Origin of the sequence: Streptomyces sp. NPDC047971 (genome assembly GCF_040653355.1) — a bacterium.
In the GTDB taxonomy this organism is placed as follows: Bacteria; Actinomycetota; Actinomycetes; order Streptomycetales; family Streptomycetaceae; genus Streptomyces.
Map to the genome: position 1 here is coordinate 241,147 of NZ_JBEZNW010000002.1, position 21,111 is coordinate 262,257.

A 21,111-nucleotide genomic window follows, 5' to 3' on the forward strand; every position below is an offset into this window, starting at 1 on the left:
ACACACCGTCCCACGACGCCTCCGTGTTGTGATGCGCCTGGTCAACCCACTACTGTCACACCGCCTTGGTGTACGGGAAACCGGTGTGGAACCGGTGCGGCCCTCGCCACTGTGATCGGGAAGTCCGGCTCCATCCCTCCGGGGAAGCCACTGGACCACCGCGGGAGACCGCGGCGGTGTGGGAAGGCGGAGCCGCGACGGCATGACCCGTCAGCCAGGAGACCGGCCAAGGTGCGTTGTCCATCCACGAGGTGCTGGAGAGGGTCTCCCAACCATGCATATAGCCGAGGGGTATCTGCCCCCTGTGCACGCGGCCGCCTGGGGCGTCGCGTCCGCTCCGTTCGTCGTCCACGGCGTCCGTGCGCTGACCCGTGAGGTCAGGTCCAACCCCGAGTCCACCCTGCTGCTCGGTGCGTCCGGTGCGTTCACTTTCGTCCTTTCCGCGCTGAAGATCCCGTCGGTGACGGGAAGTTGCTCGCACCCGACGGGCACGGGGCTCGGCGCGATCCTGTTCCGGCCGCCCGTGATGGCGGTCCTGGGCACGATCACGCTGCTCTTCCAGGCGCTGCTGCTCGCCCACGGCGGGCTCACGACACTCGGCGCCAACGTCTTCTCGATGGCGATCGTCGGCCCCTGGGCCGGCTTCGGCACGTACTGGCTGCTCCGCCGGTCCAACGTGCCGCTGATGGTGAGCGTCTTCTTCGGCGCCTTCGTCGCCGACATCTCCACCTACTGCGTCACCAGCGTGCAGCTCGCGCTGGCCTTCCCCGACCCGGGCAGCGGCGTGCTCGGCGCGCTGGCCAAGTTCGGAGGCATCTTCGCCGTCACGCAGCTGCCGCTCGCCGTCAGCGAGGGGCTGCTCACGGTGCTCGTGATGCGCCTGCTGAAGCAGTCCAGCAAGGGGGACCTGACCCGGCTCGGGGTCCTGCTCCCGTCCCGGAAGAAGACCGAGAAGGCGGAGGCGAGCGCCTGATGAGCCGGAACGCGAAGATCAACACCCTGCTGCTGCTCGTCGTGGCGGCCCTGGCCGTCCTCCCGCTGGTGCTGGGGATGGGCGACCACAAGGAGGAGCCGTTCGCCGGCGCCGACGGCGAGGCGGAGGCGGCGATCACGGAGATCGCCCCCGACTACGAGCCGTGGTTCAGCCCGCTGTACGAGCCGCCGTCCGGCGAGATCGAGTCGGCGCTGTTCTCGCTCCAGGCGGCGCTCGGCGCCGGTGTGCTCGCGTACTACTTCGGCGTGCACCGGGGCCGCAAGCAGGGCGAGGCGCGCGCCGAGGCGAGGGCGCTGCGGGCGGCGTCCGGCGACGAGTAGGCGCCGTGCTGCCGATCGACGCGGCGGCGCACAGCAGTCGCTGGCGCCGCCGTCACCCCTGCGAGAAGGCCGTGCTCGGGTTCGGCCTGACGCTGTGCGCGATCTCCCTGCCGCCCTGGCCCGGCGCGGTGCTCGTCGCCGCGGCCACGCTCGCCGTGCTCCTCGGGCCCGCCGGGGTGCCGGGGCGCCAGCTGTGGAGGGCGTTCCGGATCCCCCTGGGGTTCTGTGTGACGGGCGCCGTCCCCCTGCTGTTCGAGGTCGGCGGCGCACGGGGGCTCGTCGCCCTCGCGTCGGACGGTCCCCTGCATGCGGGCGAGTTGCTGCTGCGGACCTCGGCCGCCTCCCTGGGCGTGCTGCTGTTCGCGTTCACCACACCGGTCTCGGACGTCCTGCCCCGTCTGGTGCGGGCCGGGGTGCCGGCGCCCGTGGTGGACGTGGCGCTGGTGATGTACCGGATCAGCTTCCTGCTGCTGGACGCGATCTCCAAGATCCGGCAGGCGCAGGCGGCCCGGCTCGGGCTCACCACCCGGGCGGCGACCTGGCGCTCGCTCGCGGGGCTCGGAGCGACCGCGTTCGTGCGCGCCTTCGACCGCGCGCAGCGCCTGCAGACCGGGCTCGCCGGGCGGGGGTACGACGGGACCCTGCGGGTCCTGGTCCCCCAGGCCGCGGTCTCGACCCGGTTCCTCGCGTCGACGGCCGGCCTCCTCGCCGGTCTCGTCGCCCTCACTCTCGTACTGGAAAGGTCCCTGCCGTGAGCCCTGCACCGCCGGTCGTGGAACTGGTGAAGGCCACGTTCGCCTACGAGGACGGGCCGGTCGTGCTCGACGACGTCAGCTTCGCCGTGCCGGAGGGAAGGGCGATGGCCCTCCTCGGCCGCAACGGCGGCGGCAAGACGACGCTGCTGCGGCTGCTCAGCGGGGGCCTGCGCGGCGACAGCGGCGTGCTCCGGCTGGACGGCGAGGAGGTGTCGTACGACCGGAAGGGGCTGACCCGGCTGCGGACCACCGTGCAGCTGGTCGTCCAGGACCCGGACGACCAGCTCTTCGCGGCCTCGGTCGGCCAGGACGTGTCGTTCGGGCCGATGAATCTGGGCCTTCCGGAGGAGGAGGTACGGCTCCGGGTGCGCGAGGCGCTGGAGGCGCTGGACATCGTGGCCCTGGAGGACCGGCCGACCCATCTGCTCTCGTACGGACAGCGGAAGCGGGCGGCGATCGCCGGCGCCGTGGCCATGCGGCCGCGGGTCCTCGTCATGGACGAGCCGACGGCCGGGCTCGACCCGCACGGCCAGGAGCGGCTGCTCGACGTGCTCGGCCGGCTGCGTGACACCGGCACGACGGTGGTCATGGCCACGCACGACGTCGATCTGGCGCTGCGCTGGGCGGACGACGCGGCGGTGCTCTCGCCCGAGGGCCTGCGGACGGGCCCGATCGAGGAGCTGCTGGCCGACGACGCGCTCCTGGACGCGGCGCGTCTGCGTCGCCCCTGGGGCATGGCGGTGACGCGACTGCTGCGCGCGCACGGACTGCTCGCCGACGACGGGGAGGGTCCGCGGACGGCGGAGGACCTGGACGCCTGGGTCGCGGCCCCGCGCGGAGCGTGAGCGGCGGGCGTCGACGTCTCGTGGGCGACGCCACGACGGCCCCCGGCGGGATGCCCGCCGGGGGCCGTCGTGCGCAACGTCGCGCAGATCACCCACCGCCACTTGTGCAACTTGTTGCATAACTACGGCCGGGTCGTCTACAACAGTCACGACGACACCGCGCGAGGAGGCGCCCCCATGACCACCCCGTACCCGCACCTGCTGAGCCCGCTCGACCTCGGGTTCACCACCCTGCCGAACCGGGTGCTCATGGGTTCCATGCACGTCGGCCTCGAGGAGACCGAGAACGGCTTCGAGCGCATGGCCGCCTTCTACGCCGAGCGTGCCCGTGGCGGCGTCGGCCTGATCGTGACCGGCGGCATCGCCCCGAACGAGGCCGGCCGCCCCTGGGACGGCGGCGCCAAGCTCAGCACCGACGACGAGGTGACCGAGCACAAGCTCATCACCGAGGCCGTCCACGCCGAGGGCGGCCGGATCGCGATGCAGATCCTGCACTTCGGCCGGTACGCCTACCACCCCGCGCTCGTCGCCCCCAGCGCCATCCAGGCCCCGATCAGCCCCTTCGTGCCCAACGAGCTCACCGACGCCGAGGTCGAGCAGACCGTCGAGGACTACGCCCGCTGCGCCGAGCTGGCCAAGGCCGCCGGGTACGACGGCGTCGAGGTCATGGGCTCCGAGGGCTACCTGATCAACGAGTTCATCGCGGCGGCGACCAACCAGCGCACCGACCGCTGGGGCGGCAGCTACGAGAACCGGGTCCGCTTCCCGCTGGAGATCGTCCGGCGCATCCGCGAGCGGGTCGGCGAGGACTTCATCGTCATCTACCGCCTCTCGATGCTCGACCTGGTCCCGGGCGGTTCCACGCTGGAGGAGGTCGTCGCGCTCGCCAAGGAGATCGAGGCCGCCGGCGCCACCATCATCAACACCGGTATCGGCTGGCACGAGGCCCGGATCCCCACCATCGCGACCTCGGTTCCGCGCGGCGCCTACACCTGGGTGACCAAGAAGCTGATGGGCGCGGTGAGCATCCCCCTCGTCACCAGCAACCGCATCAACACCCCCGAGGTCGCCGAGCAGATCCTCGCCGAGGGCCGCGCCGACATCGTCTCCATGGCCCGCCCCTTCCTGGCCGACCCGGAGTTCGTCGCCAAGGCCGCCGCGGACCGCGCCGACACCATCAACACCTGCATCGGCTGCAACCAGGCGTGCCTGGACCACACCTTCAGCCTGAAGATCACCTCCTGCCTGGTGAACCCGCGCGCCTGCCACGAGACGGAACTGATCCTCTCCCCCACCCGTCTCGCCAAGCGGATCGCGGTCGTCGGCGCGGGCCCGGCCGGCCTCGCGTTCTCCGTCTCCGCCGCCGAACGCGGCCACTCCGTCACGCTGTTCGACGCGGCGGGTGAGATCGGCGGCCAGCTGAACATCGCCAAGCGCGTGCCGGGCAAGGAGGAGTTCGACGAGACGCTCCGCTACTTCCGGACCCAGCTGGACGAGCGCGGCGTCGAGGTCCGTCTGAACACCCCCGTCTCCGCCGGCGATCTCGACGGCTACGACGAGGTCGTCGTCGCCACCGGAGTCACCCCGCGCACCCCCGAGATCGAGGGCGTCGACCACCCCAGCGTGGTCAGCTACCTCGACGTCCTGCGGGACGGCGCGGCCGTGGGCGAGCGGGTCGCGATCATCGGCGCGGGCGGCATCGGCTTCGACGTCGCCGAGTTCCTCACCGACGGCGGCGAGGGCGCCAGCCAGGACCCCGAGACCTACTTCCGACAGTGGGGCGTCGACACCGCGTACGAGACGCGGGGCGGACTGCGCGCCCCCGAGCGGCCGAAGCCGCCGCGCCAGGTGCACCTGCTCCAGCGCAAGACCACGAAGGTCGGCGCCGGACTCGGCAAGACCACCGGCTGGATCCACCGCGCGGAGATGAAGCACCGGGGCGTCACGATGGTGGCGGGCGCGTCGTACGACCGGATCGACGACGCGGGCCTGCACCTCACGATCGACGGCGAGTCGCAGACCGTCCCGGTCGACACCATCGTCCTGTGCACCGGCCAGGAGCCCCGCCGGGACCTCTACGAGGCGCTGATCGCCGCGGGCCGCAGCGCGCACCTGATCGGCGGCGCCGACGTCGCCGCGGAGCTGGACGCCAAGCGCGCCATCGACCAGGGCACGCGACTGGCGGCCGCCCTGTGATCGCCGTGGCCGGCCGCTTCTAGGATGCGTGCATGTCCCTCCCGCACGCGATCCTGACCGCACTGCTCGAGAAGCCGTCCTCCGGCCTCGAACTGACGCGTCGCTTCGACAAGTCGATCGGCTACTTCTGGTCGGCCACGCATCAGCAGATCTATCGCGAGCTGGGCAAGCTGGAGCAGGCGGGGCACATCCGTGCCCTGCCCGCCCCGGTGCCGGCGCGTGGACAGAAGAAGGAGTACGAGGTCCTGCCCGCGGGCCGCGAGGAGCTGGCCGAGTGGGTGGCGCGGAGCGAGGACCCCAAGCCGATGCGGGCCGCGCTGCTCCTGCGGATGCGGGCCGCGGCGGTCGTCGGCGCGCCGGGCATGCGGGAGGAGCTGAGCCGCCACCTCGACCTGCACCGCGCCCAGTTGGAGGAGTACCTGGCGATCGAGGCGCGGGACTTCCCGCCCGCTCGCCGGGCGAGCGAGCCGGACCGGCTGCGGCATCTGGTGCTGCGGGGCGGGATCGATCTGGAGCGGTTCTGGGTGGAGTGGCTGACGCACGCGCTCGCTGAACTGGACCGCTGAGGCAACCCCTCCTACGCGGCGTCGCCGGACAGCTGCGCCACCAGCTCCTTCTCGTCCTCCTCCGCGAGCGAGGTCTTGAGGACCGTCCCGCCGTAGCCCTGCATGGCGGCGGTGAACTTGTCCTCGTTCATCGTCGACGCCATGATCACCACGGCGGAGGACCCCGGCTCCAGAAGGGACTGGACCTTCTCCCGGAAGCCCTTGTCGATGCCCATCTGACTCAGCTTGCCGATCAGTCCTCCGATGGCGGCGCCCACCACGCCGAGCCCCGGAGTGAGGACGACGATGCCGAAGACCAGGCCCCAGAGCGCCCCGGCCGTGGCCGAGATCGCCGTCTTCTCGCTCTTCTTCGGCGTGTCGACATGGATCTCGCCCTCCAGGTCCACGGAGACGACCGCGAGTCCGCCGAGCTCGACCACGTGGGCCTTCTCCAGCTCCTGAACCTTCTTGAAGGCCTGGTTCGCGACCGAGCGCTCCTCGTAGCCGATGACGATGAGATCTGACATCTGTTCCTCCGTGGTCAGTAGCGCAGGACGCCGGCGATCCGGCCCGCGCCGGACAGCGTGTCGTCGGGGACGAAGCGCACTTCCGCCCCGGTCTGCAGGGCCTGCTCGACGATCTCGTCCACGATGTCGTCCCGCGAGTCGAGGTCGGCCGCCTCGGCCGGCTCCAGGTGGTCGCCGTAGTCGCGGACGATCGCCTGGAAGTGTTCCTCCACCGCGAGCAGCCGGATGCGGCCCTCCTTGGCGGCCTTCCACGCCTCGTCCAGACCGCCGGCGAACTCGCGTCGGCCCTGTGCCGCGTCCAGCTCGGACACGACCGCGGCCTTGTCCGCCGCCGCCTTGTCCGTACGCAGGGGTTCGAGCGCCTGCCACACCTGGGCGGCCGGACCGGCGGCGAGACCGCCGCGCTGGACGACCGTCGTGTCCTTGCCCAGCGGACCGATCTCCTCCAGGAGGGAGAGCGCCGCGGCCTCGCCGAGCACGTACAGCGGGCGGGGAGTGGAGCTGAGCACCCTGCGCAGCGCCTCGTGCGCCTGGCGCATGAACTGGCGCGTCTGCTCGTCACGGAAGGTGCTCGGCATGTCGCCGATCTGTTCCTTTCGCTCCGCGTCCGGGTCCTCGAGGCTCCGTGTCAGCGGAAAGCCGTCCTCCGTGTGCTCGGTGACGCCCTCGGCCTCGCCGCTCCACAGCGATACCCGGTCGGCGGCCACGGCGAGCGCCCAGAAGGGCTGCTCGGCCGCCTGAGCGGCGACGAGGTTGCGGGTGAGGAAGGTGTCGGCGATCACGACGCGCTCGGGCACGGAACGGGCGACGGACCAGACCTGGTGCTCTCCGGGCGCCGCGTAGATCACGAGACCGTCCTCGGCGTGGACGAGGTCCACCTCGGAGAGGGCCTGCTCCAACTGGCTCAGCACGTCCGTGCGCCGTTCGCGGGTCACCGCCGGGTCGGCCTGGAGCAGCTCACCGGCCTGGGCCAGGAGGTTGCGGAGCCGGACGGGGTCCTGGGTGTTGTCGGGCTCGCGGCGGTGTGTCGGCATGAGCAGGGACACGGCCGGATAGGGGCGGGGCTGACGCAGCTTCGCGAGCACGTCATTGCTGAGCGCGGGTTGCATGGGAGCCGACCTTTCGGAGTGCGTGGGCGCGAGCCGTGGCAGGTCACGGCGGTTCCGGAGGCCGGCCGGCCGGTCGGCCGGCCGCACGTCGGCGCGCGCCTGGGCCGTGGAGTCGTCGAAGACTCCTCCGTCCGGCCATCGTCGCCCGGCGCGCCGCGGACCGCGAGCGGAGCGTCTCCGCCGGGCCGCTCCCTGGCATCGCGGGGCGCCCAGGCGCTCGGCTCGGGCGCGGGCACCGGGCGGTTCCCCTCACGCCGCCCCGTTCACCTGCCCGTCGCCGCCTTGCGCCAGGCCGCGTCGCGCAGGAGGCGCAGGCCGTTGAGGCCCACCAGCACCGTGGAGCCCTCGTGGCCTGCCACGCCCAGGGGCAGCGGGAGGTGGCCGAACAGGTCCCAGATCACGAGGGCGCCGATGCAGGTGCCCGCGATCACGAGGTTCTGGACGACCAGGCGGCGGGCTCGGCGCGAGAGGGCGATGACCGCGGGCACCGTCGCGAGTTCGTCGCGGACGACGACCGCGTCGGCGGTCTCCAGGGCCAGGTCGGAACCTGCCCTTCCCATGGCGATGCCGCTGTGGGCGGCGGCGAGGGCGGGGGCGTCGTTGACGCCGTCGCCGACGACCAGCACCTTCGAGCCCGCCCGCTCCCATCCCCGTACGGCCTCGACCTTGTCCTGCGGCAGCAGACCCGCCCGTACGTCGGTGATCCCGGTCTGTTCGGCGATCCGGCCCGCCGCTCCCGCGTTGTCACCGGTCACCAGGGTGGGGGTGGTGCCGGTGAGGCGGGTGAGGGCGGCCACCGCCTCGGGGGCGCCGTCGCGGAGCCGGTCGGACAGTTCGAGGACCGCCACCCGCGTGCCGTCGACGACGACCTCGACGGTGGTGTCGGCGTGCTCGCCGTCGGCGCGCCGGACGCGTACCTCACGGCCCTCGACCACGGCCCGTACGCCCTCTCCGGGCACCGAGACGAAGTCGCCGGCTTCGGGGACGGCCAGACCTCGTGCGCGGGCCGCCGCGACGACCGCGCGGGCCACGGGGTGTTCGCTGGGAAGCTCGGCCGCGGCGGCGAGGGCGAGCGCCTCCGGGTCGCCCTCGAATCGGGTCACTCGTGGCGTGCCCTCCGTGAGGGTGCCGGTCTTGTCGAGTGCGACCCGGTCGACCGCACCGAGGCGTTCCATCACGACGGCGGACTTGACCAGGACGCCGTGGCGGCCGGCGGTGGCGATCGCGGAGAGCAGCGGCGGCATGGTGGCGAGAACGACCGCACACGGCGAGGCGACGATCATGAAGGTCATGGCGCGGAGCAGCGCGCTCGTGAGGTCGGCTCCGAACGCGAGCGGGATCGCGAAGAGGGCCAGGGTGGCGACGACGACGCCGACGGAGTAGCGCTGCTCGATCTTCTCGATGAAGAGCTGGGTGGGCGCCTTGGTGGCGCTCGCCTCCTCGACGAGGGCGACGATCCGCGCGATGACGGAGTCGGCCGCGTCCTTGTCCACGCGTACGCGCAGGGCGCCGGTTCCGTTGAGGGTGCCGGCGAAGACCTCGTCCCCCGGCGTCTTGGCGGCGGGCAGCGGCTCCCCCGTGATGGTCGCCTGGTCGACGTCGCTCGCCCCGTCGAGCACCGTGCCGTCGGCGGGCAGCCGCTCCCCGGGCCGTACGAGAACGGTGTCCCCGATCCGCAGGTCGGCCACGTCCACCGGCTCCTCGGCCCCGCCCGCGAGCCGCACCGCCTTCGCGGGCGCCAGGTCGAGCAGGCCGCGCACGGAGTCGGCGGTGCGGCGGGTGGCGAGCGCCTCCAGGGCGCCGGAGACGGCGAAGATGACGATGAGGAGGCCGCCGTCGAGGTACTGGCCGATGGCCGCCGCGCCGATCGCCGCGACCACCATGAGCAGGTCGACGTCGAGAGACCTCTCGCGCAGCGCCCGCAGCCCGGCCCAGCCCGGCTCCCAGCCTCCGGCGACATAACTGACCGCGTAGAGCGGCCCCCAGGCCCAGGCGGGGGCGCCCGTCAGGTCCAGCGGCAGGGCGAGGAGGAAGGCGAGGGCGGACAGCGCGGCCCAGCGGACCTCGGGCAGGGCGGACGCGCGCGTACGGCGGGAGGGCGGCGGGGCCTGGTCCGCGGGGACGGCGGTCCGGGCGTCGAGCACCGGGGAAGCCATGGGTGGGCACCTCTTCGATCGGGACGTCGGGGCGGGGCCACAATAGCGGAACACATGAAGAGGTCTTCATTCGTCAGCTTATCGCCGCGGCTACGATGAGCGCATGGGACACGGCGTGAACGGCGAGACGACCCCGGCGACCCACCTGGACGCGGAGTCCGCGGCCACCATCGCCGCCACCCTCCAGGCGCTCGCCACGCCCTCACGGCTGATGATCCTCACCAAGCTGCGCCAGGGTCCGTGCGGAGTGACCGAACTCGCCGACGCCGTCGACATGGAGCAGTCGGCCGTGTCCCACCAGTTGCGCCTGCTGCGCGCGTTGGGACTCGTCACCGGGGTCCGGCAGGGCAGGCGGATCGAGTACAGCCTCTACGACAACCATGTCGCCCAACTCCTCGACGAGGCCGTGTACCACATCGAGCACCTTCGCCTCGGCGCACGCGACGTGCCCCGCGAGACCGTGGATACTGCTGGGTAGGAGATCCACTTCGGGGAAGGGGCGGGGATGGCCGACGAGTTGGGGCACCGCGGGACACGTCACGCGGTGGTCATCGGGGGAAGTCTCGCGGGCCTGCTGGCGGCGCGGGTGCTCAGCGAGCACGCCGAACGGGTGACGATCGTCGAGCGCGACCGTTTCCCCGAGGGGCCCGACGCGCGGCCGGGCGTGCCGCAGTCCCGGCACGTGCACGTGCTTCTCGACGCCGGACAACAGGCACTTGACGAACTGCTCCCCGGATTCACCGGAGAGCTGCGCGAACTCGGCGCTCCCCTCGTGGGCATGCCCGAGGACATGGTGCAGTGGCAGAGCGGACGCTGGTTCAGCCGCCACCCGGCCACCACGCACCTGTACACCGGACCGCGCGCCCAGCTGGAGTGGCTGGTGCGCCGCCGGGTCCTGGCCGACCCCCGGGTCGAGACGGTGCAGGGCACCGAGACGGTCGGTCTGATCGGCGACTCCGCACGGGTGCGCGGCGTCCTCGTGCGCGAGCGCGGAGCCGGGAACCCGAGGGAGAGCCGGTCGCTGGAGGCCGATCTGGTGGTCGACGCCTCGGGCCGCGGCACGCATGCCTCGGACTGGCTGGCCGCGATCGGGGCGCAGCCCCCGCACGAGGAGACGATCGACACCGGCCTGGCCTACGCGACCCGGACGTACCGGGCCGGAGCGGACCTGGACATGGACGCGCTGGGCTTCAACGTCGTGCCCAACCCCCAGCAGGTGTACGGCGGCGTGATGCTGCCGATCGGGGACGGGCTCCATCTGGTGACCTTGTCAGGTCTCCGCGAGGACCGGCCCCCGACCGACGAGCACGGGTTCGAGGCGTTCGCCGCGAAGCTGCCCCACCCCCTGCTGAGCGAGTGGCTGGCGAAGGCCACGCCGGAGTCCCCGGTCCACGGCTTCCGGCAGACCGCCAACGTCCGTCGTCGGTACGACCGTCCGGGCCGCCGTCCGGCCGGCTTCCTCGCCACCGGCGACGCGCTGTGCGCCTTCAACCCGATCTACGGACAGGGCATGACCGTCGCGGCCCTGAACGCGGTCGCCCTGCGCCGGGCGCTGGCCGACCTCCGGAAGACGCCGACCACCCGTACCGTCCAGAAGGCGCTGCTCGACTCCTCGAAGCAGGCCTGGGACATCTCGGCCGGCGCGGACAAGAACATGCCGGGCGCCACCGGCAACGCGATCACCGCGCGCGCGGTGGACAAGCCGGTCGGCTGGTACCTGGGCCGGCTGCAGCAGCGGTACGGCGGGGATCCGGTCGTGGGCGCCGCGTTCCGTTCCGTCCTGACCCTGACCGCGCCGATGACCTCGCTGTTCGCCCCGACGGTGGCCCGCGCGGTGCTCTTCGGCCCGGTGCCGCGCACACCCGCCGAGCCGCCGATGCGACGCGAGGCGTAAGGCGCTCGCCCAGGGGCGCCCTGCGCCCTGCGCGCCGACGACCGCGGTCGTCGGCGCGCGGACTCCCGTGACGGGGCCTCCCGACGCCGGGAGGGGGAGCAGCCGTCGCGGGCGACTGTCAGACGCCCGGTGCCGCGGCGATCACGCCGGCGGCGATCGCCGCGCTCAGGGCCGCGTAGTCGTCGGCGTTCTGACCCGCGTACCGGATCGCGAAGTCGGCGATCGCGCGGTCGAAGACGTCCGAGGAGCCGAGGTAGGCGGCTATGGCGATGCGGTCGCCCGAGCGGGCGTGGGCGCGGGCCAGGGCGCGGCCGCAGAGGCCCGCGTACGCGCGGAGCATCGACGGGGACATCGTCTCCACCTCGGCCGAGCCCTTCATGTCGCGCAGCTGGCGCCAGTAGAAGTGACGCTTCTCGGGTCCGGTCATCCAGCCGAGGAAGATGTCGCTCGCGGCCTGTGTCAGACGCTGGCCGCAGACGACCCGCTGCCCCTGGTGCGCGTACGCGCTCGGTGAGAGGTACGGCTCCAGGACCGAACGGCCGGCCTCCTTGATCTGGAGGATCAACGGGTCGCCGTCGTCGCGGCCCTGGAGGAGGAGGACGAAGCAGCGCGTTCCGACACTGCCGACTCCGACGACCTTGCGGGCCGCCTCGACGTAGTGGAAGCGGTCCAGGAGTTGTCGGCGCTCCTCGGAGAGGGAGCTGCGGTAGTCGCTGAAGATCTTGCCGAGGGTGACGCGGTCCACGTCCGTGACGCGTTCCAGGAGCGGCGGGTCGTCCACGATGTGGCGGCCTCCGCCCTCGTCCTCCTCGGTGAGCTTGGTGAGCGCCTGCAGACTGGTGCGGCGCCGTGCGCGGGCGAGGCGGTCCTCGAGACGCGCACGGCGTTCGGGGCGCACCAGGGCCGTGAGGTCGTCGGCGTCGATCCTGGCGTACCAGACGGGGAGCTCGCCGAGCTCCGCGAGGCGCCGCATGGCGCTGCGGTACGACTCGGTGGCGACCAGGGCCGCCCGGTGGGCCTTGGCCTTGGTGGTGCCGTTCTGGAGCGCGGCCACGGCCACGCTGGCGGCGAGCCGCTTCACATCCCATTCGAAGGGCCCGGGGAGGGTCTCGTCGAAGTCGTTGACGTCGAAGAGAAGGGTCCGTTCGGGTGAGGCGTAGACGCCGAAGTTGAGGAGATGGGCGTCGCCGCAGAGCTGGACCGTCAGGCCGGTGTGGCGCTGGGCCGCGAGGTCGGCGGCCATGACGGCGGCGGCGCCGCGCAGGAAGGCGAAGGGCGAGACGACCATGCGGCCGTACCGGATGGGGACCAGTTCGGGCACGCGGTCGACGGCCTGCCGCTCCAGCACGCTCAGCGGATCAGGGCGCTGCGAGGAGGGGATCCAACGGCCGTGTGAGGACCGTGGGACGTTCTTGCGGGCCACTCTGCCGGTCTGGGCCCGCGCCGCCGGTGTCGTCATCCGGCCTCACCCGCCTCTTCCACCGCGCCTACCGGTCGAGTCTCATTACAAGGTCAGACGGCGCCGAGCGCACCCCGGGCCGGTCCGGGTTTCGGCCACACCCGCCACCCCCTCTTCCTTAATGGTTTAGACCAATGATAGGAATTGATCACCCACGCGGTTCAGACTGTCACGCTGAGCAGTCACATGGAACAGAGAGGCTTGGAACATGGCTGGACCCGAACCCGAGCAGGCGGCGGTTCCGCTGTACCTCCGGGTCGCCGCCGCGCTGCGGAGCGACCTCGACGACCGACAGATCTCCCCCGGCAGCCGCCTCCCCTCCGAGCGCTCCCTCGCGCACCGGTACCACGTGAACCGGCAGACCGTCCGCAGCGCGCTCCAACTGCTGCGCGAGGAGCGACTCGTCGTCACCGACCGCCGGGGGACCTTCGTCGCCGGCCCCGAACACGGTCCACGGGTACCGGCCCTGACGTCACGTCGGCACAGCTTCCCCGGTGGTACGGACGCGGCCGACGCCCTGGTCCGCGCCTCGCTCTCCTGGGAGGCGCCGCCGACCGCCACGGCCGGGCGGCTCGCCCTCGTCCCCGGCGAACCCACCCTGGTCCACCGGCATGTCGTCCTCTCCCCCGGCGGCACGCCCCTGCAGCGTTCGGTGTCCTGGTTCTCCCGGACCGCGCTCGCCGAGATACCGCAGCTCGCCCGCTACCGGCGCGGTGGCGGCACCGTGGGCCAGCCCGATCTGCGGCTGCTCTACCACTGGATGCACCAGGCCGGACTCCGGCTCACCCGCAGGGAGTCGATCGCCGTGCCGCCGGCGTCCGCCGCGGGAGTCGGGGACGGAGCGGCCCGGCTGGTCGTCCACCGCGTCGTGCGCGACCAGCACGGGCACGCACTGGAGATCACGGACATCGACTTCGCGGCGCACGGGGCGGCGTGGACCTATGAGTTCAGCGGCTGACGGCCCCGCCGCACGCGGCCGTTTCAGACCGGCCGCCCCATGAGCGGAGTCACACGATGCCCTCCGCGATCTCCGCCTCCTCACGGGCGCTGCCGTACGCGGAGGGAGTGCCGTACGACCGGCGGGCGACGTACCACCAGACGGTGGCGAGCAGCAGGACGACCGCGAGCGCGATGACCGCGTAGTTCATGGAGTCGACGGTCACCGGGGACTTCTGCGGAAGGCAGAACAGCACGGTGACCACGGCCACCCAGATCACGGCGGTCCACCCGATGGGGGCGCTCCAGCGGCCCAGGTTCCACGGCCCCGGAGTGAACCTCTTGCCCGCGCGCAGCCGCAGATAGATCGGGATGGCGTAGGCGGGGGTGATGCCGATGACGTTGATGGCGGTGACCGCTCCGTAGGCGGTGGCGGAGTACAGCGACGGCACCGCCAGGAGCGCGGCGAAGCCGACCGAGAGCCATACGGCGGGCACCGGGGTCTGCGTGCGGCTGCTGACCTTGCGCCAGAGAGCCGAGCCGGGCAGGGCGTTGTCCCGGCTGAACGCGAAGACCATCCGGCTGGCGGCGGCCACCTCCGCGTTGCCGCAGAAGAGTTGGGCCACGATCACCACGAGCAGCAGGGCGGTGGCGCCGCCGGTGCCGAGCGCGTCGAGCAGGATCTGGGCGGGCGGGACTCCGGTGGCGCTGTTCTGCGTGCCGGCGTAGTCCTGGATGGCGAAGGTGAGTCCGGCGAGCAGCGCGAACCCGGCGATCCACGAGACCCAGATGGCGCGGACGATCCCCTTGGCGGCGCTGACGGACGCGTTGGAGGTCTCCTCCGAGAGATGGGCGGAGGCGTCGTACCCGGAGAAGGTGTACTGGGCGAGGAGCAGGCCGACGGCTGCGACGTAGAAGGGGTTGGCCCAGCCCGTGTCGTTGACGAACTCCGTGAAGACGAACTCGGCGGACTGGTGCCGGTCGGGGACGAGGGCGAGCGCGCCGACGATCACCGCGACGCCCGTCAAGTGCCACCAGACGCTGATGGAGTTAAGCAGACTGACGAGGTGCACGCCGAAGAGGTTGAGCACCGCGTGCAGCAACAGGATGGCGAGGAAGATCAGGAAGGTGGAGCCCGCCGTGGGCACGATGCCCCACTGGAGGTTGAGGAAGGCTCCGGTGAAGAGGGCGGCACCGTAGTCGATGCCGGCGATCGCGCCGAGCAGTCCGAGCAGATTCAGCCAGCCGGTGTACCAGCCCCACCGCCGGCCGCCGAGCCGGTCGGCCATGTAGTAGAGGGCACCGGACGTCGGGTAGGCGCTGGTGACCTCGGCGAGCGCGAGGCCGACGCAGAGCACGAAGAGACCGACGCCGGCCCAGCCCCACATCATCACGGCGGGACCGCCGGTGCCGAGACCGAAGCCGTAGAGCGTCATACAGCCGGACAGGATGGAGATCACGGAGAAGCTGATGGCGAAGTTGCCGAAGCCGCCCATGCGGCGGGCGAGGACGGGCTGGTAGCCGAGCTCGCGGAGCCGTGCCTCCTCGTCCTGCGCGGCCGGTGGCCTGCCTGTCGCGTCGGCGGGGACGGTGCGGGACATGCCGGTACCTCCGGGGAAGCGGGAGCGGTCGGTGGGGGGTTCGGGGCGGGGACGTGCTCGGGCGCGCGCGAGGATGTCGCGGACGCGGGTCAGGGATCGAGACAGCGCGCGCGGGCGCGCACGAAGAACTCCTCGGCCGGCGCCCGGTCGTCGGGCCGTGCGGTGCGGTACGCCCAGGGCAGGACCGTCCAGTACGGCCCGAGGGCGTCGAACACGCGGGCCGCGTCCTCGAACCGGAGGGCGCCGAACAGGGCGTGGGCGAGGTGGTTGAGGTCGAGCAGGGACGCCTCGGCGGTGGCGCAGAAGAGGAACCAGGAGTCCAGCGCCCGGCGGGCGTCGCGGACGGCGTCCTCGGCGACCCAGTGCAGGTCGAGGGCGTGCTCCTGGCCGCCCTCGCGGCGGTAGCGCTCCACCCGGACGTAGAGCGGGAGCGCGTGCAGGGAGGATCCCCTGGGCGCCGACCCCGCGGCCCACTGGGCGTAGTTGACGGCCTCGGAGAGGGGTCCGGAACCGCGTCCGTGGAAGAACTGCAGCATCCGGTGGTGCGCCTCGCGGTTGTGCGGGTCGCGTCGGTCGGCCTCGGCGAGGAGTCCCCAGGGGCCGGGCGGCAGCATGGGCGCGGGCGGGCGCAGCCGGTGCTCCTCCATGCGCCGGCGCTCGTCGAGGGCGGCGAGGGCGAGGAGGCAGACCCAGGGGACGGGGTCCTCGGGTGCCCGTTCGGCGGCGTCGCGGCAGGCGGTCCACGCCTCCTGCCGGAGTGCCTGGGCACGGGGGTGTCCGCCGCGGTGGGCGCGCACGGCCCGTTCCACGGCGACCCGGGAGTGCATCACGGTGGCGGGGACGCTCTCCGGCTGCTCCGCCCGCCAGATCCGCACGACGTCGGTACCGGCGGCGACGGTCGCCAGCACCTGGGTGCGCCGGGTCCAGCCGTCCCAGTCCGGGGTCTCGTCGAGTAATCGGGCCATGGACACCCAGCGGCCCGTCCGCAGGTCCTGGACGGCGTGACGCAGGGCGTGGTCGTGGCCCGCCGGATGGTAGACGGGCCGGAAGCCGTGTCCTGCCTTCACTGAGCGGGGCGTGCGGTGGGAGTCATGGGTCCTCGGTGGGTCCTCGCGTGGCGGTGGGGGTGGTCAGTCCCCGGGGTGGGTGTCCCGGCCGTTGATCGGCGATCACTATAGAGGCGCCTGGACGAGCACGATCCACTTTCACTTCTGACCGTAACTATCCAGCCACTGAACGAAATTGAAGATCCCTCACATAAGCGTGACGAGCTGACGTCCCGGCCGGGAGCCGCTTGACGGGACGGCCCGCGTGCACCAGTCTTTCCGCTTCCGCGATCAAGGACCGAAGGCGCTTCGGGGACGGGAGTACGACGATGACGGGCCCGGTACTCGCCGTCGATCAGGGCACGTCCGGGACGAAGGCGCTCGTCGTCTGCCCCGAGCGGGGCGTGATCGGCTCGGGGACCGCGCCCGTACGGCCCCGTCACCTGCCGGGCGGCCTGGTCGAGGTCGATCCGGCCGAGCTGTACGACTCCGTCGTCGCCGCGGGGCGGGCCGCGCTCGCCGAGGCGGGCACCACGGTCCGGGCGATCGGCCTGGCCAACCAGGGCGAGACCGTTCTCGCCTGGGACCCGGCGACGGGTGAGCCGCTCACCGACGCGCTCGTCTGGCAGGACCGCAGGGCCGAGGGCCTGTGCCAGGAACTCGCCTCCCACGCGGAGGAGTTGAGGCATCGGACCGGCCTGCCGCTCGATCCCTATTTCGCCGCTCCCAAGATGGCCTGGATCCGTCGGCACCTCACGGGCGCGGGGGTCGTCACGACGAGCGACGTCTGGCTCGTGCACCGGCTGACGGGCGCGTTCGTGACGGACGCGGCGACGGCGGGACGCACCGGCCTGCTCGATCTGGACAGCGTCTCGTGGTCCGCCCCCGCCCTCGACGTCTTCGGCCTCGGTGCCGAACGCCTGCCCCGTGTCGTCGACGCCGACACCCGGGTGGGCGTCACCACCGCGTTCGGCCCGCCCCTTCCCGTGACCGGACTCCTCGTCGACCAGCAGGCGGCCCTCCTCGCCCAGAGCGTCACCGAACCGGGCGCGGCCAAGTGCACCTACGGGACGGGGGCGTTCCTGCTGGCGCAGACCGGCCCGACCCCGCGCCGGGGCGACTCGGGACTCGTGAGCTGTGTCGCCTGGCGGCTCCGCGGACGGACCAGCTACTGCCTGGACGGCCAGGTGTACACAGCCGCCTCCGCCGTGCGCTGGCTGTCCGACCTCGGGATCGTCTCCGGCGCCGAGGACCTGGACGCCGTGGGCGGCGCGGTGCAGGACTCCGGAGGCGCCACCTTCGTACCGGCCCTCGCCGGACTCGCCGCCCCGTGGTGGCGCGGGGATGTCCGCGGTTCGCTGACCGGTCTCGGCCTGGACACGACCGGCGGGCACCTGGTGCGCGCCCTGTGCGAGGGAATCGCCGCCCAGGTCGTCGAACTGGCCGGTGCGGCAGGCTCCGACCTCGGCACCCCGCTCACCGCGCTGCGCGTGGACGGCGGGCTGACCCGATCCTCGCTCCTGATGCAGACCCAGGCGGATCTCCTCCAACTCCCGGTCGAGGTGTCCGCGTTGCCGGATGCCACGGCCCTGGGGGTCGGCGCGGTGGCGCGGCTGGGGCTCGATCCCGGCCTCGCGGTCGAGGAGGCCGTTCCGGCGTGGAAGCCGTCGGCCGTGTACGAGCCCGCGATCACGAGCGCGGAGGCCGGCGAACGCCTGGACAGGTTCCGTACGGCCGTGGCGGCGCTCCTCGACGACGGCCCCGGAGCGGCACGGTGACGGCGACGGGTCGCCCGGGCGTCGACGGCTCGGAGCTCGCGCCGCCGCGAGCCGCGGGCCGGGCTCGCGGCGCGGTGGGGGGTCGGCAGGCAGCCGGCGCTCGCGGCGCGGATCGGGCTCGCGCGGTGGCCGGCGCTCGCGGCGCGGATCGGGCTCGCGCGGTGGCCGGCGCTCGCGGCGCGGCTCGGGCTCGCGCGGTGGCTCGCCGATGAGCGAGCCGTCCTTCCGCAGCGGCGTCGTCACCCGGAGAGGAGCGCTGCCGGACACCTCCGCACCTGGCTCGGAGTACGACGTCGTAGTGGTCGGCGCCGGGGTGGTGGGCTGTGCGATCGCCCGCGAACTGGCCCGCCGCCCCCTGCGGGTCGCGCTGGTCGACGCGTCGGGCGATGTCGGCGAGGGCACCTCCAAGGCCAACACCGCGATCCTGCACACCGGCTTCGACGCCGTGCCCGGATCGCTGGAGGCCCGGCTCGTACGGGACGGGCAGCGGCTGCTCGCCGACTACGCCCACGAGACGGGCATCCCGGTCGAGCCGCTCGGCGCCCTCCTCATCGCCTGGGACGAGGACCAGCTCGCCGCGCTCCCCCGCCTCGCGGACAAGGCGGCACGCAACGGCCACCGCACCACACGGCTGCTGACGGCCGGAGAACTCGGAGCCAGGGAGGCGCATCTGGGGCCCGGCGCCCTCGGGGCGCTCGACGTCCCGGGCGAGTCGATCATCTGCCCCTGGACGACCACGCTCGCGTACGCCACCCAGGCCGTCCGGTCCGGCGTCGATCTGCATCTCGACTGCCCTGTGGAGAGGGCCGATCCCGGCGAACCCCACCGCCTGGCCACCCCGCGCGGGGTGCTGCGCGCCCGCTACGTCGTCAACGCCTGCGGGCTGTACGCGGACCGGTTCGACGCGCTGTTCGGCCGGCACGACTTCACCGTGACCCCGAGACGCGGTCAGCTGATCGTCTTCGACGCGTTCGCGCGCTCGCTGGTCCGGCACGTCCTCCTCCCGGTGCCGGGCGCACTCGGCAAGGGCGTGCTGGTCGCGCCGACCGTCCACGGGAAGGTGCTCCTCGGCCCGACGGCCGAGGACCTGGACGACAGGTCGGCCACCGGATCCACCGCCGAGGGCCTGGCGGCGCTGCGCGCCCAGGGCCGCCGGATCCTGCCGGAGCTCCTCGACGAGGAGGTCACGGCCGTCTACGCCGGGCTGCGGGCGGCGACCGAGCACGACGACTACCGGATCGCCGCTCATCCGGCTCTGCGCTACGTCACGGTGGGCGGCATCCGGTCCACCGGCCTCACCGCCTCCCTGGGCATCGCCGCGCACGTGGTGGACCTCCTCGCCGACAGCGGGCTGACCCTGGGGTCCGCGCGCCCGCTCGCCCCGGTGCGGATGCCGAACCTGGGCGAGGCGTTCCCGCGCCCGTACCGTGACGCGGAACTCATCGCGTCGGAACCGGAGTTCGGGTCGATCGTCTGCCACTGCGAGCGGGTCACCCGGGGCGAGATCCGCTCGGCGATGGTGTCGACGATCCCGCCGGACTCGCTCGACGGACTGCGGCGGCGGACGCGTGCGAGGGGCGGCAGGTGTCAGGGGTTCTTCTGCGGCGCGCCGGTCCGGGCGATGTTCGCGGAGGAGGGGTCCCCTTGGCCGGTCCGGTGAACCGCGCCGTGGACGTGCTCGTCGTCGGCGCGGGGCCCGCCGGGCTCGCGGCGGCCGCCCGGATCGCCGCGTCGACGGCTCCCGGCGCGGCGGGCCGGTACCGGGTCGAGGTCCTGGAGCGGGAGCCGGAGGCCGGTGGGGTGCCGCGCCACTGCGCCCACGGTGGCTTCGGGCCCATGGGGGCAGGGCGCCGCACCGACGGGCCGGTGTACGCGCGCCGGATGGCGCGGGCGGCGGTCGTGGCCGGGGCCACGGTCCGTACGGGGGTCTCCGTGACCGGCTGGGCGGGCCCGCTGACCATGGAGGTCACGGCCCCGACCGGACTGGAGCGGATCGCCGCCCGGGCGGTGATCCTGGCGACCGGTGCCCGCGAACGGCCGCGCGGCGCCCGCCTGGTGCCCGGTACCCGACCGGCCGGTGTGCTGACGACCGGCGAACTCCAGCGGTTGGCGCGGCAGTACGGGGGAGGACGGCTCGGGCGACGGGCCGTCGTCGTCGGCGCGGAACCGGTGGCCCATCACGCGGTGCGGGAGCTGCGCCGGGGCGGGGCGGACGTGGTGGCCATGGTCACCGGGCAGCCGCGCGTGGCGGGGCGGTTCACCACCGGCGCGCCGCCTCCCCCGCTGCTGACGGGCGCCGTGGTGACGGAGTTGCTGGGCCGGCGGACCCTCACCGGCGTCCGCCTCCTCCGGCCCGGCGGCCGGATCGTCACCCTCGCCTGCGACACGGTGGTCTTCACCGGGGACTGGATCCCCGACCACGAACTGGCCCGCGCCGGTGCGGTCCCGCTGAACACCGGTACGCGGGGGCCCGCGGTGGACGCCTGCTTCCGCACCGGATCTGCAGGCGTCTTCGCCGCGGGCAACGCCCTGCGCGGGATCGAATCGGCGGGCGCCGCGGCGGAGGAGGGACGTGGGGCGGCGGACGCCGTGCTCCGGTACCTGTCGGGGGATGCCTGGCCGCTGTCGGCGGTTCCGGTGGTCGTGGAGGACCCGGTGGGGTGGGTGGCGCCGAACCGGATCACCGGAGCGGAGACCGGTCTCCCGTTCCTGCTGCGTGTGAGGAAGCCGCGGGTGCGTCCGGTCGTGGAGATCGCGCAGGGCGACCGGGTCCTCCACCGCGTGGGGCTCCGGGGCACCGCGTGGCCGCACCGTTCCGTACGGCTGCCCGCGGGATGGGCGCGCGAGGTGGACCCGACGGGCGGCCCGGTGACGGTCCGGGTCGTCCCGTAGACGCCACTGGCCTGGGCCAATGGCGACCGTTCCGCCCCGTTGACCAGGACTCCCGGCA

18 protein-coding genes and 1 riboswitch are annotated in these 21,111 nt (G+C 73.1%); of the genes, 12 read left to right on the forward strand and 6 right to left on the reverse strand.

Annotation, left to right across the window (positions count from 1 at the left end):
- The first annotated feature begins 49 nt into the window (after positions 1 to 49).
- Positions 50 to 246: riboswitch (cobalamin riboswitch) on the forward strand.
- Between the two features lie 28 nt (positions 247 to 274).
- From AB0D99_RS03635 to AB0D99_RS03660, 6 genes are all read left to right on the forward strand, one after another.
- On the forward strand, positions 275 to 973 hold the full coding sequence (locus AB0D99_RS03635) for an energy-coupling factor ABC transporter permease (RefSeq protein ID WP_362356463.1): 699 nt from the start codon (positions 275 to 277) through the stop codon (positions 971 to 973).
- Positions 973 to 1,314 carry an energy-coupling factor ABC transporter substrate-binding protein gene (locus AB0D99_RS03640; RefSeq protein ID WP_362356465.1) on the forward strand — a complete coding sequence of 114 codons (342 nt, stop codon included), beginning with the start codon at positions 973 to 975 and terminating at the stop codon, positions 1,312 to 1,314. The genes AB0D99_RS03635 and AB0D99_RS03640 overlap by 1 nt, the downstream gene beginning before the upstream one ends.
- A gap of 5 nt (positions 1,315 to 1,319) precedes the next feature.
- The gene (gene cbiQ, locus AB0D99_RS03645; protein ID WP_362356467.1) at positions 1,320 to 2,069 is read left to right on the forward strand and encodes a cobalt ECF transporter T component CbiQ; all 750 of its coding nucleotides are present in this window, start codon (positions 1,320 to 1,322) and stop codon (positions 2,067 to 2,069) included.
- Complete coding sequence (locus AB0D99_RS03650) at positions 2,066 to 2,914, forward strand: ATP-binding cassette domain-containing protein (RefSeq protein ID WP_362356469.1); 849 nt, start codon at positions 2,066 to 2,068, stop codon at positions 2,912 to 2,914. The genes cbiQ and AB0D99_RS03650 overlap by 4 nt, the downstream gene beginning before the upstream one ends.
- Positions 2,915 to 3,091: 177 nt before the next feature.
- Positions 3,092 to 5,110: an NADPH-dependent 2,4-dienoyl-CoA reductase gene (locus AB0D99_RS03655; RefSeq protein WP_362356471.1), complete on the forward strand. Its 2,019-nt coding sequence runs from the start codon at positions 3,092 to 3,094 to the stop codon at positions 5,108 to 5,110.
- 32 nt (positions 5,111 to 5,142) lie between these two features.
- Entirely contained in the window at positions 5,143 to 5,676 is a 534-nt protein-coding gene (locus tag AB0D99_RS03660; RefSeq protein ID WP_362356473.1) for a helix-turn-helix transcriptional regulator, read from the forward strand.
- 11 nt (positions 5,677 to 5,687) lie between these two features.
- Here the strand turns inward: AB0D99_RS03660 and AB0D99_RS03665 are convergent, their stop codons facing one another.
- From AB0D99_RS03665 to AB0D99_RS03675, 3 genes are all read right to left on the reverse strand, one after another.
- Positions 5,688 to 6,182 carry a DUF1269 domain-containing protein gene (locus AB0D99_RS03665; protein WP_362356475.1) on the reverse strand — a complete coding sequence of 165 codons (495 nt, stop codon included), beginning with the start codon at positions 6,180 to 6,182 and terminating at the stop codon, positions 5,688 to 5,690.
- 14 nt (positions 6,183 to 6,196) lie between these two features.
- Complete coding sequence (locus AB0D99_RS03670) at positions 6,197 to 7,291, reverse strand: chemotaxis protein (RefSeq protein ID WP_362356477.1); 1,095 nt, start codon at positions 7,289 to 7,291, stop codon at positions 6,197 to 6,199.
- A gap of 263 nt (positions 7,292 to 7,554) precedes the next feature.
- A complete protein-coding gene (locus AB0D99_RS03675; protein ID WP_362356479.1) occupies positions 7,555 to 9,447 on the reverse strand; it encodes a heavy metal translocating P-type ATPase in 1,893 nt (630 codons plus the stop codon).
- 103 nt (positions 9,448 to 9,550) lie between these two features.
- On the opposite strand from AB0D99_RS03675, the gene AB0D99_RS03680 reads away from it, so the two are divergent.
- A complete protein-coding gene (locus AB0D99_RS03680; RefSeq protein ID WP_362356481.1) occupies positions 9,551 to 9,925 on the forward strand; it encodes a metalloregulator ArsR/SmtB family transcription factor in 375 nt (124 codons plus the stop codon).
- A 27-nt stretch (positions 9,926 to 9,952) separates the two neighbouring features.
- Positions 9,953 to 11,341, forward strand: coding sequence for an FAD-dependent monooxygenase (locus tag AB0D99_RS03685; protein WP_362356483.1), 1,389 nt, complete (start codon positions 9,953 to 9,955; stop codon positions 11,339 to 11,341).
- 118 nt (positions 11,342 to 11,459) lie between these two features.
- On the opposite strand, the gene AB0D99_RS03690 is transcribed toward AB0D99_RS03685, so the two are convergent.
- On the reverse strand, positions 11,460 to 12,800 hold the full coding sequence (locus tag AB0D99_RS03690; RefSeq protein WP_362356485.1) for a DUF2252 domain-containing protein: 1,341 nt from the start codon (positions 12,798 to 12,800) through the stop codon (positions 11,460 to 11,462).
- A 208-nt stretch (positions 12,801 to 13,008) separates the two neighbouring features.
- On the opposite strand from AB0D99_RS03690, the gene AB0D99_RS03695 reads away from it, so the two are divergent.
- Positions 13,009 to 13,758, forward strand: coding sequence for a GntR family transcriptional regulator (locus AB0D99_RS03695; protein WP_362356487.1), 750 nt, complete (start codon positions 13,009 to 13,011; stop codon positions 13,756 to 13,758).
- A 49-nt stretch (positions 13,759 to 13,807) separates the two neighbouring features.
- Here AB0D99_RS03695 and AB0D99_RS03700 read toward each other — a convergent pair whose 3' ends face one another.
- Both AB0D99_RS03700 and AB0D99_RS03705 read right to left on the reverse strand, forming a co-directional pair.
- Entirely contained in the window at positions 13,808 to 15,337 is a 1,530-nt protein-coding gene (locus AB0D99_RS03700) for an amino acid permease (protein WP_362356489.1), read from the reverse strand.
- Between the two features lie 89 nt (positions 15,338 to 15,426).
- Entirely contained in the window at positions 15,427 to 16,404 is a 978-nt protein-coding gene (locus AB0D99_RS03705; protein WP_362356491.1) for a hypothetical protein, read from the reverse strand.
- A 308-nt stretch (positions 16,405 to 16,712) separates the two neighbouring features.
- On the opposite strand from AB0D99_RS03705, the gene AB0D99_RS03710 reads away from it, so the two are divergent.
- The 3 genes from AB0D99_RS03710 (at position 16,713) to AB0D99_RS03720 (ending at position 21,053) form a co-directional block, all read left to right on the forward strand.
- Positions 16,713 to 18,161, forward strand: coding sequence for an FGGY family carbohydrate kinase (locus AB0D99_RS03710; RefSeq protein ID WP_362356493.1), 1,449 nt, complete (start codon positions 16,713 to 16,715; stop codon positions 18,159 to 18,161).
- 208 nt (positions 18,162 to 18,369) lie between these two features.
- Positions 18,370 to 19,821 (forward strand): FAD-dependent oxidoreductase, encoded by a 1,452-nt coding sequence (locus tag AB0D99_RS03715; RefSeq protein WP_362356495.1) that lies wholly within the window; start codon positions 18,370 to 18,372, stop codon positions 19,819 to 19,821.
- Positions 19,806 to 21,053 carry an FAD-dependent oxidoreductase gene (locus AB0D99_RS03720; RefSeq protein ID WP_362356497.1) on the forward strand — a complete coding sequence of 416 codons (1,248 nt, stop codon included), beginning with the start codon at positions 19,806 to 19,808 and terminating at the stop codon, positions 21,051 to 21,053. Before AB0D99_RS03715 ends, AB0D99_RS03720 begins: the two co-directional genes overlap by 16 nt.
- Positions 21,054 to 21,111 lie beyond the last annotated feature (58 nt).

What these genes read in the sequence shown, in the direction of transcription:
- AB0D99_RS03665 (WP_362356475.1), bottom strand. Translation starts at nt 6,182, where the DNA reads ATGTCAGATCTCATCGTCATCGGCTACGAGGAGCGCTCGGTCGCGAAC.
- AB0D99_RS03680 (WP_362356481.1), top strand. Translation starts at nt 9,551, where the DNA reads ATGGGACACGGCGTGAACGGCGAGACGACCCCGGCGACCCACCTGGAC.
- AB0D99_RS03700 (WP_362356489.1), bottom strand. Translation starts at nt 15,337, where the DNA reads ATGTCCCGCACCGTCCCCGCCGACGCGACAGGCAGGCCACCGGCCGCG.
- AB0D99_RS03655 (WP_362356471.1), top strand. Translation starts at nt 3,092, where the DNA reads ATGACCACCCCGTACCCGCACCTGCTGAGCCCGCTCGACCTCGGGTTC.
- AB0D99_RS03675 (WP_362356479.1), bottom strand. Translation starts at nt 9,447, where the DNA reads ATGGCTTCCCCGGTGCTCGACGCCCGGACCGCCGTCCCCGCGGACCAG.
- AB0D99_RS03640 (WP_362356465.1), top strand. Translation starts at nt 973, where the DNA reads ATGAGCCGGAACGCGAAGATCAACACCCTGCTGCTGCTCGTCGTGGCG.
- AB0D99_RS03715 (WP_362356495.1), top strand. Translation starts at nt 18,370, where the DNA reads ATGAGCGAGCCGTCCTTCCGCAGCGGCGTCGTCACCCGGAGAGGAGCG.
- AB0D99_RS03660 (WP_362356473.1), top strand. Translation starts at nt 5,143, where the DNA reads ATGTCCCTCCCGCACGCGATCCTGACCGCACTGCTCGAGAAGCCGTCC.
- AB0D99_RS03670 (WP_362356477.1), bottom strand. Translation starts at nt 7,291, where the DNA reads ATGCAACCCGCGCTCAGCAATGACGTGCTCGCGAAGCTGCGTCAGCCC.
- AB0D99_RS03690 (WP_362356485.1), bottom strand. Translation starts at nt 12,800, where the DNA reads ATGACGACACCGGCGGCGCGGGCCCAGACCGGCAGAGTGGCCCGCAAG.
- AB0D99_RS03710 (WP_362356493.1), top strand. Translation starts at nt 16,713, where the DNA reads ATGACGGGCCCGGTACTCGCCGTCGATCAGGGCACGTCCGGGACGAAG.
- AB0D99_RS03695 (WP_362356487.1), top strand. Translation starts at nt 13,009, where the DNA reads ATGGCTGGACCCGAACCCGAGCAGGCGGCGGTTCCGCTGTACCTCCGG.
- AB0D99_RS03635 (WP_362356463.1), top strand. Translation starts at nt 275, where the DNA reads ATGCATATAGCCGAGGGGTATCTGCCCCCTGTGCACGCGGCCGCCTGG.
- AB0D99_RS03685 (WP_362356483.1), top strand. Translation starts at nt 9,953, where the DNA reads ATGGCCGACGAGTTGGGGCACCGCGGGACACGTCACGCGGTGGTCATC.